The 15,434-nt window shown below is 60.6% G+C and carries 15 protein-coding genes; 5 read left to right on the top strand and 10 right to left on the bottom strand.

Features of this window, described 5'->3' with window-relative positions:
• Positions 1-188 precede the first annotated feature (188 nt).
• Complete coding sequence (gene plsY, locus ACNA1V_RS01815; protein WP_415831873.1) at positions 189-893, top strand: glycerol-3-phosphate 1-O-acyltransferase PlsY; 705 nt, start codon at positions 189-191, stop codon at positions 891-893.
• Positions 894-987: 94 nt separating this feature from the next.
• On the opposite strand, the gene tsaD is transcribed toward plsY, so the two are convergent.
• Complete coding sequence (gene tsaD / locus ACNA1V_RS01810) at positions 988-2,043, bottom strand: tRNA (adenosine(37)-N6)-threonylcarbamoyltransferase complex transferase subunit TsaD (protein WP_415831872.1); 1,056 nt, start codon at positions 2,041-2,043, stop codon at positions 988-990.
• Between the two features lie 290 nt (positions 2,044-2,333).
• Between tsaD and ACNA1V_RS01805 the strand changes: the two genes are divergently transcribed.
• The 3 genes from ACNA1V_RS01805 to ACNA1V_RS01795 all read left to right on the top strand — a co-directional run bounded on the left by ACNA1V_RS01805 (position 2,334) and on the right by ACNA1V_RS01795 (position 6,507).
• Positions 2,334-3,626 carry an NCS2 family permease gene (locus tag ACNA1V_RS01805; RefSeq protein WP_415831871.1) on the top strand — a complete coding sequence of 431 codons (1,293 nt, stop codon included), beginning with the start codon at positions 2,334-2,336 and terminating at the stop codon, positions 3,624-3,626.
• A gap of 72 nt (positions 3,627-3,698) precedes the next feature.
• Positions 3,699-4,736, top strand: coding sequence for a hypothetical protein (locus ACNA1V_RS01800; RefSeq protein WP_415831870.1), 1,038 nt, complete (start codon positions 3,699-3,701; stop codon positions 4,734-4,736).
• Entirely contained in the window at positions 4,651-6,507 is a 1,857-nt protein-coding gene (locus tag ACNA1V_RS01795) for a hypothetical protein (RefSeq protein WP_415831869.1), read from the top strand. The genes ACNA1V_RS01800 and ACNA1V_RS01795 overlap by 86 nt, the downstream gene beginning before the upstream one ends.
• A gap of 207 nt (positions 6,508-6,714) precedes the next feature.
• Here ACNA1V_RS01795 and ACNA1V_RS01790 read toward each other — a convergent pair whose 3' ends face one another.
• The 9 genes from ACNA1V_RS01790 to ACNA1V_RS01750 form a co-directional block, all read right to left on the bottom strand.
• Positions 6,715-7,488: a TorF family putative porin gene (locus ACNA1V_RS01790; protein WP_415831868.1), complete on the bottom strand. Its 774-nt coding sequence runs from the start codon at positions 7,486-7,488 to the stop codon at positions 6,715-6,717.
• 239 nt (positions 7,489-7,727) lie between these two features.
• Complete coding sequence (locus ACNA1V_RS01785) at positions 7,728-8,357, bottom strand: IMPACT family protein (protein ID WP_415831867.1); 630 nt, start codon at positions 8,355-8,357, stop codon at positions 7,728-7,730.
• Between the two features lie 14 nt (positions 8,358-8,371).
• Complete coding sequence (locus ACNA1V_RS01780; protein WP_415831866.1) at positions 8,372-9,973, bottom strand: ABC-F family ATPase; 1,602 nt, start codon at positions 9,971-9,973, stop codon at positions 8,372-8,374.
• A 140-nt stretch (positions 9,974-10,113) separates the two neighbouring features.
• On the bottom strand, positions 10,114-11,049 hold the full coding sequence (locus ACNA1V_RS01775; RefSeq protein ID WP_415831865.1) for an LD-carboxypeptidase: 936 nt from the start codon (positions 11,047-11,049) through the stop codon (positions 10,114-10,116).
• Entirely contained in the window at positions 11,049-11,552 is a 504-nt protein-coding gene (gene tadA, locus ACNA1V_RS01770) for a tRNA adenosine(34) deaminase TadA (protein ID WP_415832021.1), read from the bottom strand. The genes ACNA1V_RS01775 and tadA overlap by 1 nt, the downstream gene beginning before the upstream one ends.
• A gap of 34 nt (positions 11,553-11,586) precedes the next feature.
• Positions 11,587-12,318 carry an LrgB family protein gene (locus ACNA1V_RS01765; RefSeq protein WP_415831864.1) on the bottom strand — a complete coding sequence of 244 codons (732 nt, stop codon included), beginning with the start codon at positions 12,316-12,318 and terminating at the stop codon, positions 11,587-11,589.
• Entirely contained in the window at positions 12,311-12,679 is a 369-nt protein-coding gene (locus tag ACNA1V_RS01760; protein WP_415831863.1) for a CidA/LrgA family protein, read from the bottom strand. The genes ACNA1V_RS01765 and ACNA1V_RS01760 overlap by 8 nt, the downstream gene beginning before the upstream one ends.
• Positions 12,680-12,681: 2 nt before the next feature.
• Positions 12,682-13,203: a serine protease inhibitor ecotin gene (gene eco, locus ACNA1V_RS01755; protein ID WP_415831862.1), complete on the bottom strand. Its 522-nt coding sequence runs from the start codon at positions 13,201-13,203 to the stop codon at positions 12,682-12,684.
• A gap of 55 nt (positions 13,204-13,258) precedes the next feature.
• Positions 13,259-14,254, bottom strand: a complete 996-nt coding sequence (locus tag ACNA1V_RS01750) for an LLM class flavin-dependent oxidoreductase (RefSeq protein WP_415831861.1) — start codon at positions 14,252-14,254, stop codon at positions 13,259-13,261.
• Between the two features lie 428 nt (positions 14,255-14,682).
• On the opposite strand from ACNA1V_RS01750, the gene ACNA1V_RS01745 reads away from it, so the two are divergent.
• Complete coding sequence (locus ACNA1V_RS01745) at positions 14,683-15,318, top strand: PAS domain-containing protein (protein WP_415831860.1); 636 nt, start codon at positions 14,683-14,685, stop codon at positions 15,316-15,318.
• Positions 15,319-15,434: the final 116 nt, after the last annotated feature.

Below are 15,434 nucleotides of genomic sequence, written 5' to 3'. Positions count from 1 at the left end.
GGCCGGCCCTTGGCAAAGACCCGCTACGCCAGCAAGCCTACTGCCCGGCCATGCCCGGCAGGCGTTCCGCCATGCGGCATGATGAGCGAAAAGCCGCGAACCAAAAGTCGCAAACCTGTACTTAGCCCTTACCTTAGCTCTTACAATAGGCGGCCTTGCATGAACTCCTCCTTCATTCCTCGTCTCTCATGAACGAATACGCCCTGCTGCCCTGGATTGTCGTCCCCCTGGCCTACCTGATCGGCTCCCTGCCCTTCGCCGTGATTGTCAGCAAAGTCATGGGGCTGCAGGATCCGCGCAAATTCGGTTCCGGCAATCCGGGGGCGACCAATGTGCTGCGCACGGGCAACAAGACCGCCGCCGCCCTGACGCTGCTGGGCGATGCGGCCAAAGGATGGCTGCCCGTCTGGGCAGTGCGCGTCTGGGGGCCGGAGTATGACCTGAGCGCAGGCGTACTGGCCCTGACCGCCATTGCCGTCTTCCTCGGCCATTTGTTTCCGCTGTTCCTGGGCTTCAAGGGCGGCAAGGGCGTGGCCACGGCCCTGGGCGTCCTGCTCGGCCTGGCCCCCTTGCTGGCGCTGCTGGTCGCGCTGACCTGGCTTGCCGCCGCGCTGATATGGCGCTATTCCTCGCTGGCGGCCCTGATCGCCGCGCTGGCCGCACCGCTTTACTATATCCTCGGCTCCGACATTGCCTGGCGCACCAGCACGGCCGTCGGCACGGCCATCGTTGCGATGACCCTGCTGCTGCTCACCCGCCATCGTGCCAATATCGAACGCCTGCTGGCCGGCAAGGAAAGCCGCATCGGGCAGAAAAAAGACCATGGCGGCAATGCCACCATTTCCGGCAAGATCCGCCCCAATGCCGATGCGCGCAAGGAGCGCAAGCGCTGACCCCGGCCTGCACCTGCACCAAGCGTGCACGGGGGCGTCTGTTCAGCCCTCGATGCACCGGATGTCACGCTGGCGCGCAAGCGCGCCGGCAGGCTCAGGCAGGCCGCGAGACATCCGCCAGATCCCAGCGCGGCCGCACCGTAAAGGCATGGGCCAGACTGGTCTCCGGATCCTCCTCAGGCGACCACAGGCCAGCCTGAACCCGCTGGGCTGCCGCAAAAGCGATCATCGCCCCATTGTCCGTGCATAGCGCCAGGGGTGGAAAGAAGGCTTCGCCTTTGATCGGTTTGAGCGCCTGATCGAGCCGTTGCCGCAGCAGACGATTGGCTCCCACGCCCCCCGCCACCACCAAACGCTTGAGGCCGGTCTGACGCAAGGCTTTCGCAGCCTTGGCGATCAATACCTCGACAATCGCCTGCTGGGTGGCTGCGGCCAGATCCGCGCGCGTCTGCGCGTCCATCGCACCATTGGCGTTGGCCGCCTTCACTTTGGTCAGCACCGCCGTTTTCAGCCCGCTGAAGCTGAAATCCAGGTCGCCGCTATGCAGCATGGGGCGCGGTAACTCGAAGCGGCTGGCATCGCCCTGCTCGGCCAGCGCCGATAATGCCGGCCCGCCCGGATAGCCCAGGCCCAGCAATTTGGCGCTTTTATCGAAGGCTTCGCCGGCCGCATCGTCCAGCGTCTCGCCCAGCAACTCATAACGTCCCACCCCATCGACGCGCATCAACTGGGTGTGGCCGCCACTGACCAGCAGGGCGACAAAAGGAAATGCAGGCTGCGGCGTCGCCAGCCGCGGCGACAACAGATGCCCTTCCAGGTGATGAATAGGAATGGCAGGCACCCCCAGCGTCCAGGCCATGGATTGCGCCACACTGGCGCCTACCAGCAAGGCACCGGCAAGGCCCGGCCCGGCCGTATAGGCAATGGCATCGACATCGGCCAGCGTCAGGCCAGCCTGGGCCAAGACCTCTGTGGTCAGCGGCAAGGCGCGACGAATATGGTCGCGCGAGGCAAGTTCAGGCACCACGCCGCCATAATCGGCATGCATGGCGATTTGTGTATGCAAGGCATGGGCCAACAGCCCACGCTCCGTACAGACGACGGCAACGCCGGTTTCGTCGCAGGAGCTTTCGAATCCCAGGATGATCATGCGGCCGCAGTTTACATCCAAACGCGGTCTTTCTTTCAGCCCTGCCCATGGAAAACGCTGCATATCATACGGAAAAGTGGTAATTTCTGCGCGGTTTTCGCCAGGCTTTCATTGGTGCGGCCAATCGACGAAAATGCCAGCTGCGCTGCAGAACCAACCGGCTACGCCGCGCCGCCGTGCATCAATATGCCCCCGCCAGGCCTACCGCCCTGGTACGGGCCGAGCGCCTCCGCACCCAGTCTGCCCACCTGCCGGCTACGCCTTTCATCGACCTACTCTCTGGAACCCCCATGCTGGAGCAATTTTTCAAGCTACGTGAACACGGCACCACCGTGCGCACCGAGATCATCGCCGGGATCACGACCTTCCTGACGATGTCCTACATCATCTTCGTCAATCCTGACATTCTGTCCTCGACCGGCATGGATCGCAGCGCCGTGTTCGTGGCAACCTGCCTGGCGGCAGCACTGGGTTCCATCATCATGGCGCTGGTCGCCAACTGGCCGATAGGCATGGCCCCTGGCATGGGGCTGAACGCCTTCTTCGCCTTCACCGTGGTCGGCACAATGGGCTACAGCTGGCAGCAAGCGCTGGGGGCGGTATTCATTTCCGGCGTCATCTTCATTATCCTGACTGCCACCGGTATTCGCGCCTGGCTCATTGCCGGCATTCCGAAATCGCTGCGCAGCGCCATCGCCGCCGGCATAGGCCTGTTCCTGGCCATCATCGCCCTGAGCACCTCGGGAATCATCGTCGCCAGCCCGGCAACCAAGGTAACGCTGGGCGATATGCATCACCATGCCCCGCTGATGACCTTGGGCGGCTTCTTCCTGATCGCCATTCTGGATGCCTTGCGCGTGCGCGGCGCCATTCTGATCGGCATCCTGGTCATTACCGTGCTGTCGATGGTACTGGGCTACAACGAGTTTGCCGGTGTTTTCTCCGCACCGCCCAGCATTCTGCCGACGTTCATGCAGCTGGATATTATCGGCGTGCTGCATACGGGCTTCATCAGTGTGATTCTGGTGTTCGTACTGGTGGAAGTATTTGATGCGACCGGCACACTGGTTGGCGTCGCCAAGCGCGCTGATCTGCTGCCCGAAGGCAAGCCCAATCGCCTGGGCCGCGCCCTGTTTGCCGACAGCACCGCCATCATCGCCGGTTCCGCGCTGGGCACCAGCAGCACGACTGCTTTTGTCGAAAGCGCCTCGGGCGTGCAAGCCGGCGGCCGTACCGGCTTGACCGCGCTGGTCGTTGCCGTGCTGTTCCTGGCCGCACTGTTCATCGCACCGCTGGCAGGTTCCGTGCCGGCCTATGCCACCGCACCCGCGCTGCTGTATGTCGCCGGCCTGATGATGCGTGAGATGACGGCAATCAACTGGGAAGACATTACCGAAGCCACCCCGGCAGCACTGACCGTGCTGATGATGCCCTTCACCTACTCCATCGCCAATGGCCTGGCTTTTGGCTTCATCAGCTATGTGATTCTGAAAGCCGGCACCGGCCGCATTCGCCAGATCCATCCTGCAACCTGGGTGGTCGCGGCGCTGTTCGTGATCCGTTACGCCTTTTTCGCCGAGTGATGCAGCGCTGGCATCCAGGCTGATCCAATAGGTGGAGGATGACCCCAATCGGGACGGGAGAGAGCCGGTAGCATGTTGCTGCGCAGCCTCCCCGTCCAAGCACGCATTGAACACGAGACGACGATGAGCAACACGGGAAATTTTGACTCGATCTATATCCGGGAACTGGATGCGTTTGTCTCGATTCACGGTGACGATGACAGCCACGAAGAACAGTTGGCTGCGGCCTGGGACAGCCAATTCAAAGACATAGACCTGCTCGACGGCAGCTTCATTTGTCCACACCTGCTGCAGGATGCCTTGGGTCTGTCGCCGCAAGACTGGCAATGGGCGCTTTATCGCGCCGACAAGCACCTGGGCGGGAGCAGCAACCGTCCTGAGCAACTCGAATCACAACTCGTCAAAGCATTGCTGACCGAAGGCCGTGCCTACGCCATCCGCCGATACGCGCGCAAAGAAAACCTTCCCATCGACTCGGCCATGACGGCCTCTCTGCCCTATGGCATTACCGCGTTGCTGTACCGTTTTTTTACTGAGTCCGGCCTGTCCCTGAGTCGCCAGCATCGCCTATGCTTGAAAGAAGCCTTCGAGCAAGGACAGGAATTCGAGCAAGACCTCGACGCGCCAACTATGCTTGCCTATGACAGAACGACTCAGGTACAGGACGCCATTCACCGTATCGCCGCAGACATCCAGGGGCCGCTAGGCCCAAAGCACCTGGACCGGGAGAAAATGCGCCGGATACTATCGCTTGTACGGCTGCATTTCTCCGTTTCAGAGTCGAAGAAGAAGCGGTTCATGGCACTGATCAACCTGGATCAGGCCTATGCAAAGCGCCGCCAGCAGGCCGGCGCGCCCGCCGTTCTCCTTCAGCGACCCAACGCCCGTTTCATTCGTGGCTGGCAACAACAGCACCTCTGGCCCATCACCTATTACTATCCCGTCAGTATCCGTCAATCATTCGAGCGTGTAACGCATTTCATGGCGCAGGCACGCCGGACACTTGTCCCGACGATTGCCGTCAATGAACTGGCACTGGCCTATGCAAGCTTGCAGGCCGCCCGAGAACACCGACGGGCCCGTTGCAAACGACTCCCAAACTGCCATTGAGGGTATGAATCGCATCTATCGCTTTGCCGGCGCGCCGTCCTTTTCCAGCGCGGAAGCATGCCGCATGCGTCTGCGCAAAAAAAAACGCGCAACGCCTGCCACAAGCATATCTTTGGGCGCCGACCCGAATTGCATTGTGGATGCAAGCGGCCACCATGACATCGAGAAGTACCCAGAAAAATACGCCGGCATTGCCACCCTCACGCTGACCCAGCGCGAGGCGGATCTGATCGCGCTTGCCAATCCAGGCACGCGCCCTCCAAAAGCACTGGAAGCCCTGCATCCCTGGCTGCCCCCGCGAAAATATATTGGCGACGCCAGCAGCAACCATGCGCAACTGCTCGCCCTTTTGCAGCGCTATGGCAAGCACCTGTTCATGCCCGATGAATTCTGCAACCAGGGCTGGAATACCATTTGCAATGCGCTAGGCATGATCAGCGACCTGGATACTCGCTTTTACAGCGCGTGGCACCTGCCCTTGCAGGACGTCTATGTGCTGGAAGAAACCCGGCCTGATCGCAGCGTCATCGCGATCGACTTCAACGCCATGTATGCGGCATGCATGCAGTATTCATTCCCCGACCCGAGCCGGATGTCGGTGCAAACTTATGACAGGCCGCTGGGTAAAAATGAAAAACTGCCCCCTGGCCTATTCCGCTGCCGACTTGACGGCAAGCACAGCCCGTTTATCCAAAAGCACTCGCCATTCCGTCATTTTTTCGCAGGCCGTTATCTGGGCGCATCTTTGGAACACGGCATTGAAATCGAGCTAAACGAATTTGAAATCGAGTTCTATCGCAGACATTTTCCGCGCCTTCATCTCGTAGATGGCATCATTGCCGACCGCAGTATCCGGCACCCTCTGGCGCGGGAAGTCCGACGTGCGCATGCCCGGCGTCTGAACTTCAGAAAACAATCGAACAAGCCACTGGAAGACTGCGAAAAATTCAAAATGACCCTGATGGCTTCGTGCGCCAATCGCCCCGACAAAGAAAAACGCCATTTCCCCAACCTAAATCAGGCGCTGGCCTACCTGCGCAACAATTTCGGCATTTTTCCTCATGCAGGCGAACCTATGTCTGCCTTCTGCCTATGGCTATCAGGAAAAAAGGGCATCACCTTGCGCGAGCAAGCGAATGGCATGGAACTGATAGCGCCGGCTCTGCGCAGCGCTTCGGCATGCTTCAGCCTCAGTCAACGCATCGTCGCTCGCAGCCGCACTCTGTTGCTGGAATACATGGAAAAGCTCTGCCAACTGCTGCCAGAGCTGGAAATCTGTTACTGCAACATTGATTCCATTCATTTTTCCATTCCCGACACTCGGTTGCCCATGATCATGGAGCAGCTGGAAACTGCGGTTTCTCTGGAAATGGGTGGCGTCAAGGTCGAAGCAATAAGCAAGCACGGTCTATGGCTGGAGCCCGGACGTTATTGGCTGTACAGCGATAACGTGGACAAATTCAGCAATCTCGGCATCAGTGACGGCGTGCACCCGTTCAAGGAAAAAAAGATTTATGTCACCGGCAGGCAGATCGACAGCCTGCACATTCCCGTCCGCATTACCATTGACCTGCCTGGCTCCAGTTCCGATGCCAAAACCGCGATTCGGGATGAAGCCTCTGCCCTCACCCGCCTACGTTTCGTGGAGATTACACAAGACACCAGCTACAACACCATTCTGTCTATGCTGGAACGGAACCGGCGGGAAACAATTCCCGCCAAACTGCGAGCATTCCATCAGTTGAAACAGAGACTGGCGCCCCTGGGCTGAATGCACCAGCCACGCTGCCTCGTGGCTGGGCAAAGATACCGGAAATCATTCGGCGCGTAGCGTCCCCACCACAAGTGTGAAGTGGGCGTGTTCGTCGAACACTCGCCGCAGAAACGGTTGAAACCGAGCAGATCCTGCTTGCGTAGTATATATAAACCCACACAGCTTGACGACGCTATACCTTCCCTGGCGCATACACCACGCGACTCAGAATGCGCGCGACACCGAAAACACGGCTCCCAGGCGGCCAGATTTCTTGCCATTGCGAGTTGGCAGCCAGTTGTCGTCGCTGGCGCCCACTGCGGCCAGACCTAACATCCAGCCGTTCAGTTCCTTGGTGACCCCCAGCTTGTAGTCCACATAGTGGCCGATATCATCGCCATCCATATCCACCTGGTTTTTCAGTTTCTGGTAGCCCAGGTGTGCATTCAGCCCCCAACCCTCGCCCAGGTCGATATTGGCCGCTGCATCCAGATACCAGGTACCTTTGCTATCGGGCGTATTGAAGAAATCACTGGGTGTATAGCTGTATTTGAGGCTGAAGATGTCGTAGCTGAGGCCCACATACAGGTCGGTGTTATTGAAGTTCCCGCCCTTGCCCGCCACCGGCGTTTTATCGGATCCAGGATACCAGTACTGCAACACGCCGATATCCAGCCCCAGGCCGTGACCCAGATCACCGCGCCAGCCCCCGTAGAAATCCATCTCCAGATTGGCCTCGTTGAAGACGTTGTCGGCAACGTTGGAGTTCCAGTTGCCCAGATAGAAGCCAGAGGTATGGGCAAGGTCAATACCCAGCTGGATGGCGGGCCGGAAATTGGTCTGTGAGTAGCCTCGGAAACGGTAGTCATTGGTAATGGTGCCGTTGCCGGTCAGTGTGAAACCCGAACCGAGGTCTGTATCGGCCCTGGCGGGCGGCGAGCCCAGGGCAAGGCCCAGCACAGCAGTGGCAAGCGAGGCGAGAAGCAGGGTTTTCGTCATGATGGGTTCCAGGCAGTAGGAAGAGGAATGGCACCAGGCCATCACGTCCTGCCCGCTGCCCCTGGTGATCAGGGGGGAGAGGCCGGACGCGTACTTCCTCCTAAGCATTTTTCATGCCAGCATTGCTCGCCCGTGTTCCGACAGTGAAACCTGGGCAGAATGCGCTGCCCTGCTTTATCTTGGTGCACCGAAGCATTGTCCTTGTGCGCCAAAACAAGGCATGGCGTGGACTTTCAGGCCTAGCCCTCGGTACCGCCGCTCAACGCGTCATCCGCATCCTGGATTTTCCAGGGCGCTTTCCCTCGGGTCATGTCAATCAGCCCCCGATGCACCGTCGCCAGTGCGCTTTCAGGCACCTTCAACACCCAGGAAACGCCCCCGCCATCGTAGGCTTCCGCTACGATTTCCGCGCCCTGGCCCAGGACAAAGGCCTGGCAACGCGCCAGTTCGGCAAAGACCACTGCCGTTTCCACCAGCCGACTGGGAATAATGACGCGCTTGGGCGCCAGCCGCAGGCATTGCGCCGCAGCACCGGAATAGGCGCGCACCAGGCCGCCTGCACCCAGCTTGATACCGCCGAACCAGCGGATGACCAGCACTGCGACCTGATCGAGCCCCTGCCCTTCTATGGCCTGCAGGATGGGCCGCCCGGCGGTGCCACCGGGTTCGCCATCATCATTGAAGCGATATTGCGCGCCAATGCGATAGGCCCAGCAGTTATGCGTGGCTTCCGGGTCGCTGGCCGCCGCAAAATGCGCCAGCGCCTGATCCACATCATCCACCGGCCAGGCCAGCGCGAGGAAGCGGCTCTTCTTGACGTCTTCCTCGTAACTGGCCGGCCCTTCCAGGGTGCAGATGGGCGTGCTCACTGCGCTGCCAGCGATCAGCCTGCCACGCCCTTGGAGGCCAGCAGTTCTTCGTAGGTGCCACGGTAATCGTTGACCGAACCGCCCTCCTGGATTTCGAAGATACGCGTCGCCAGGCCGTTGACGAACTCACGGTCATGCGAGACAAAGATCAAGGTGCCTTCGAATTTTTCCAGCGCCAGCTGCAACGACTCGATGGATTCCATGTCCAGGTGATTGGTCGGCTCATCCATCAGCAGCACGTTGTGACGGCCCAGCATCAAACGGCCGAAGGTCATGCGGTTTTTCTCACCGCCAGACAGCACACGCGCTTTCTTGGGCAGATCGTCGCTGGAGAACAGCAGGCGCCCCAGCACCGAACGGATGGATTGGTCTTCGTCGCCCGGCTGACGGAAACGGCTCATCCAGTCGAAGAGTTGCTGATCCGTATCGAACTGGTCGGAAACGTCCTGCGCCATATAACCGATATCGGCATTTTCTGACCATTTGACCGTGCCGCGATCAGGCGCCAGTTCACCGGCCAGCATACGCAGCAAGGTGGTTTTACCCACACCATTGGCACCGATGATGGCGATTTTTTCACCGGCTTCGATCATGGCCGAGAAAGGCTGGATCACAGGCTTGTCATAGGCCTTGCTGATGCCCTCGACCGTCAGCGCCAGGCGGTGCATGACCTTGTTCTGCTCGAAGCGGATATACGGGTTCTGACGCGAAGACGGCTTGACCTCGACCGTATCGGCCTTGATCCGGTCGATCTGCTTCAGGCGCGAGGTGGCCTGGCGCGATTTGGATTTGTTGGCAGCGAAGCGGCGAACGAAGTCCTGCAGTTCGGTGATACGCTCCTTGGCCTTGCTGTTGGCAGACATGACACGCTCGCGCGCCTGTGCCGAAGCCAGCATGTAGTCGTCGTAGTTGCCCGGATAAATGCGCAGTTCGCCATAGTCCAGGTCGGCCATGTGGGTGCAGACCTGGTTCAGGAAATGACGATCGTGGCTGATGATGATCATGGTGCTCTGATAACCGTTGAGCACTTCTTCCAGCCAGTGAATCGTGTGGATATCCAGGTTGTTGGTCGGCTCGTCGAGCAAGAGCACATCCGGCGCAGAGAACAGCGCCTGCGCCAGCAGCACACGCAGTTTCCAGCCAGGGGCCACTTCGCGCATCGGCAGATTGTGCTGTTCCACCGGAATTTCCAGGCCCAGCAGCAATTCACCGGCACGGGCTTCGGCGGTATAGCCGTCATATTCGGCGAACAGCGCTTCCAGATCGGCCGCCCGCATGTAATCTTCTTCCGTCGCATCCGCGTTGGCGTAAATGGCGTCGCGCTCGCTCATGGCCTGCCACATTTCCGAGTGGCCCATCATCACCACATCCAGCACCCGGAAATCCTCGAACGCGAACTGATCCTGGCGCAGCTTGCCCAGCCGCATGCCCGGATCCAGCGTCACATTGCCCGCGCTCGGTTCCAGATCCCCCCCGATGATTTTCATGAAGGTGGATTTGCCGGAACCGTTGGCACCGATCAGGCCATAGCGGTTGCCGTCGCCGAACTTGACCGAAACATTTTCGAACAGGGGTTTCGGGCCGAACTGAATAGTAAGATTGGCTGTAGAGATCACGATAAGGGGATGAGAAGAAACGGATTGGCGGCCTGCCGTACAGGCCAGGCAGGCGCCGCCTGGCGCCAGGGGGAAATGCCCGGGGAAAGAGGGAGTGTACCAAGCACGGCCAGCAAACGCACCCTATGCCCGCGCCCGGCTCAGGCGCGCACCAGTCGCGCCCGGCCGGACTGCAGCGTCAGCCGGGCCTGCGCGCCTACCGGCAGCGTCAGGATTTCCGGCACATGCCCATGTGGCAAGCCTCCGATCAACGGTGTGCTGACTTGCCGGGCCAGCCACTCGAACACCTGGACCAGGTCGTGCCCGTCCTGCTTGTCCGGATGGCCGCTGTCAGTAAAACGCCCCAGCAGAATCGCCTTTTGCCGCGCCAGGATGCCGGCATGCAGCAATTGGCTGAGCATACGCTCGACCCGAAACGGCGCTTCGCTGACATCTTCCAGAAAAAGAATGCCGCCCTGCACCGCCGGGAGATACGGCGTGCCGATCAAGGACACCAGCAAGGCCAGATTGCCGCCCCAAAGCATACCCGAGCAGTCCAGCTCCGGGGAGTCCGCGCCTGCGATATCGCCCCGAAAAGCGCCGGCAGGCAACTCCGGCACGAAATCGGCCAAGACCTGCGCCTGGCGCACCGCGCCAAGAAAACTTGCCGTCATGCCCGGATCCGGCGTCTGAACACCAAAATCGCTACAGACCATCGGCCCGGCGTCGCTCCCTGCGCCGGTCTGCGCCAGCAGGCCAAGACTGAATGCAGTGCAGTCGCTATAACCCACAAAGCGCTTGCCCGACGCCGCCCAGGCCGCCCAGTCCAGGCGCGGCAACAGGCGGCTCAGGCCATACCCGCCACGCGTTGCCATGACGATATCCGCAGGCTGTGCCAGCGCGCGCTCGAATGCCGCCAGCCGCTCTTCGTCCGTGCCGGAAAAACGCTGATAGCGCCCGGCCGCAGCCGGATCCAGCGTCACCGTGAAGCCCAGCGCGCGCAAATGCGCGACCCCTCGTTCCAAGACCGCAGGGTCGCGGATCGCACCGGCGGGAGACATGACATAGATTGCACGCGAACGGTGCTCAACACCCATTATTCCAGCTCCTGCTGCATTTTTTGACGGAGACGGCGCTCACGGAAGAAGGCGCGCAATTGCTCCCCGCACGCTTCCGCCAGCACTCCGCCCTGCACAACGGTATGATGATTCAGCGTCTTGCACGCGGGCAGATCTAGCACGCTGCCGCAAGCGCCAGTCTTGGGGTCGCTCGCGCCAAACACCACACGCGCCAGGCGGGCATGCATGATGGCGCCCATGCACATGACGCAAGGCTCCAGCGTGACGTACAGCGTTGCCCCCGGCAAGCGATAGTTGCCCATGCCAGCGGCAGCCAGCCGCAAGGCCACGATTTCCGCATGCGCGCTCGGATCGCTGTCGCCTATGACGCGATTGCCGCCCAGCGCAAGCTCCTTGCCCTCGGCATCGACAATCACGGCGCCTACCGGCACCTCGCCCCGCACCGCCGCCTCGGCCGCCTGCAGCATGGCCTGGCGCATGCGAGCGGCGTCGCTCAGCGCCAGATCCGACAATGCGTCCATGGCAGGAAGATTCACACCACTCATCGCGCGCCACTCATCCGAACAACCACATAATGACCGGTGCTATCCACGGCGCCAACACGGCCGTAGCGATCCCGTTGAGCCCCATGCCCAGGCCGGCGAAAGCCCCCATTTCCATGGATACCTGGAATGCCCTGGCGGTACCGATGCCATGCGAAGCCACCCCCAGCGCAAACCCGCCCAGCACGGATGATTCCATACGCATCAGGCGCAACACGGTCACGCCGGTAATTGCACCTATCATGCCAGCCACCAGGGTAAAGGACACCGCCAGGGACGGCAGCCCGCCCAGATGCTCGGCAACGCTCATGGCAATCGGCGAGGTGGCCGACTTGGGCACCATGGACATGGCCAGCACCTTGTCGCCGCCCATCAGCAGCACCAGGGTCGTGCCCGAACCGATCGCAATGACCGAGCCCGCCACCAGACCGGCCGTCAACGGCCGCCAGGCTGTCTTCAAACGCGGCCAGAGCCGCGCCAGCGGCACTGCCAGGGCCACTGTGGCCGGCCCCAACAGGAAATGAATGAACTGCGCGCTATCGAAATACACCTCATAGGGAATACCGGCGAGCCCCAGAATAGCAGCCACGATCACGACTGAAATCGCCACCGGATTTGCCCAGGGCGCCCGCCCCGTGCGTCCGTGCGCCCATTGCGCCACCAGAAAGGCGCCTAGCGTCAGTGTCACGCCAGGCAACGGCGAAGCCGCCATATACCCCAATAATCCGCCTGTCGTGTCACTCATGCGCCTCTCCTGATGCGCGTTTGCTCTCGGCATCGGTCATCCAGCGCGCCACCAGCCCGGTCACAACCAGCGTCAGAATCGTGCTGATCAGCAAGGACAGGAGAATCCCCAGCCAATGCTCCTTCAACATGCCAAATGCCGCGATGATCCCGACGCCTGCCGGAACAAACAGTACCGACAGGTGCTGCAGCAAGGCATTGGCCGTCGCTTCCATCCGGGCCAAAAGCAGCGGGCGAGCCCGCAACAGACAGAACAGCAGCACCATCCCCAGCACCGGCCCGGGAATAGGCAGATGCAGGAGACGGCCAAACAACTCACCGATGCCCTGACAGAGCATCAGAATCGCAAAAGTTTCCAGCATTTTCAGTCCGCGGCAACTTCCCAGGTTTCATCGCTGGCGCGCCACAGGCGGTAACGCAGCTGGAAGCCCTCCGGCACATAGACCACCAAGGGCAGGCGGCTGTTGTAACGCACCTTGAAGCCATCGCCCTGAACACTCACGAAGCTGTTCTTCTTGACGCTATCCAGGCAGCCCATCAGGGTGCTGGCAGGCCCACTTACGTTATTGAGCACGTAATAGCCATAGCCCCAGCCCTGCACGGTTTCCTCGGACAGATTGCCCATGAACCACTGTCGATTGCAATCGGTAGGCAGCGTCTTGCCGACAATCAACTGCACTTCGTAGTCTTCTTCCAGGGGCCGGCTCTCAAGGTTGAGCACATAGCGCGTCTGGCCTGGCTGAGCGGCCGGGAACGGTTTGAGATCCGTCGCTGCGTCAGCCGCCTGGGCGCCAGCGGCAAACATCAGCCCCAGGCCCAGCCCGGCCGTCGCCAGCACTCGACGCAGGAACATGCCCGAACTGCCATCACGGGAAATTTCTGTCATGGTGAAACTCCTTATTGCAAGAGAGTAAAAAACAAATGGCTCTGCCGGCGGCCCACTATACGCCGGTCGCCAGGGCATGAGCCTGGCTGATCAACTCATAGGAATGCAGGCGGTGCTCGAACTCATAGACATCGGACACAATCATCAATTCATCGGCCTGCGTTTCTTCCAGCAACTTTGCCAAGCCTTCAGCCACGGTATCGCGTGTGCCGATAATGCTGCGCGCCAGCTTTTGCCGCACGCGACGGGCTTCATCGGCTGTCCAGTAGGTCTCGATATCGTCGATGGGCGGCTGGCTCAGGCCGCGCGTACCGCGCATCTGGTTGGTCGATGACATTTGCTGGGTCGTGGCCAGACGGCGCGCCTGGGCCTCGCTGTCCGCGGCAATGATATTGACGCCAACCATGGCGTGCGGGCGTGCCAGCTGCTGCGACGGCCGGAAATTGCTGCGATAGATATCCAGCGCCATCAACAGGTATTCCGGCGCAAAGTGCGAGGCGAACCCGAACGGCAAGCCCAGCTCTGCCGCCAGGCGAGCGCCAAAAGTGCTGGACCCGAGAATCCATAGCGGCACTTCCATGCCCACCCCCGGCACGGCGAACAAGGTTTGTCCGGTGCGCGGCGGCGCCAGCAAGGCCTGCAACTCCAGCACATCTTCCGGGAAACGATCCGCCGCAGCGGGATGGCGGCGCAAGGCGCGCAAGGTGGCCTGATCCGTGCCGGGCGCACGCCCCAGGCCAAGGTCGATCCGTCCTGGGTACAGGCTGGCCAAGGTGCCGAATTGTTCCGCAATCACCAGTGGCGAATGGTTGGGCAGCATGACGCCGCCAGCACCGATACGAATGCGGCTGGTGCCTGCGGCGATATAACCGATCACGACGGCCGTCGCGGAACTCGCGATGCCCCGCATATTGTGATGCTCAGCGACCCAGAAACGCGAATACCCCCACTGCTCCGCCTGCGCGGCCAAATCCCTGGCACGCCGCAAGGCGGCACCCGCATCGGCGTCCTGGCCAATCCGCGCCAGATCCAGAATCGAAATTTCTGCCATGTCGTCTCCAATATCCATCTGTCCTGCCCTGCCGACGCATTCAAATCCACCGGCAAGCTGCATGCCGCATCGTAACGCACACGTTCTTACATGGCAGAAGCCGCACTGACACGGCAGGGTTTCTCTACCTTTCCTGGCCGATTCCACAGAAAAATACGGCAAGTTGCCACGAAAAATGTAACAACCCCTCGCGATGCGCCTGCGCTCTCCAAAGCTGCTGCAGAACCTGCCGTGGCCGGATTTCCGGCTCCGTTTTACGTGTGCCACACCCCGCAAAACCCGCCATCCACCAGGCCTTCCCACGGAACCATCGGTGCTCCCGCGGTCATATTCATGCAGCGTAAAGCGATTTCAATAGCAGCTAATGTGTCCGGCACCCTTTGTTTCAAGGGTTATATTTCGTTAGACTTGATTTCACGCGACGTTACATGCACGTACCCATTACGCCCTCTACCTTCGCCATTCCCCTTTCCCTTCTGCTTGTTTTTGCCGTCGGTGCCGCGCTACAGGCAACCCTGGGCGGCTACGCCGGCATTCTGGCCTGTGCGGCAGGCATTCTGCTGCTCTACTGGCGCAGCCGGCGCCGTCAACAGCGGCTTCTGCACTGGTCGGTACAGCTCGACAGCACACCACCCGCGGAACTGCGCGGCTACGACAAACTGATCGCCAATATCTATCGCCAGCACCGGCATTTACGCAAACAGACGGAGCAGGCGCATGCCGTATTCGATGACTGGCAAACCATGCTGAACGCCCTGCCTTTTGGCGTCCTGCGGCTCGACGGCGAGCTGCAATTGACCTGGTGCAATCAAAATGCGGAACGGATGCTGAGTCTCAACCTGCCCGAAGACCTCGGATTCCGACTCAGCAACATCCTGCGCATGCCGGCTTTTGTCGCCTACGCCAGCAAGCAGGAAGATTGGTCGCAAGGCATCGCGCTGCAATTGCCCACCGGGCGCATCCAGGCCCGCCTGCTCGACGACAAGCAAGGGGGCGCTGTGCTGCTGGCGTTTCCGCAGACGGAGGACGATAGCGGCGACACTGAGGCCAGCCAAGAACGCTAGAGGCATTCAGGACGCTCAAGGCAATCGAAGCATCAAGGGCATCAAGGGCATCAAGGACAAAGTTTGCGCTTGGATGCCGGGTCATGGCATGATTTTTTCGTCTTTCACTGACCTTC

Source organism: Kerstersia similis (assembly GCF_965139615.1).
Classification (GTDB): Bacteria; Pseudomonadota; Gammaproteobacteria; order Burkholderiales; family Burkholderiaceae_B; genus Kerstersia; species Kerstersia similis.
This window is presented reverse-complemented; position numbering and strand designations above follow the sequence as displayed.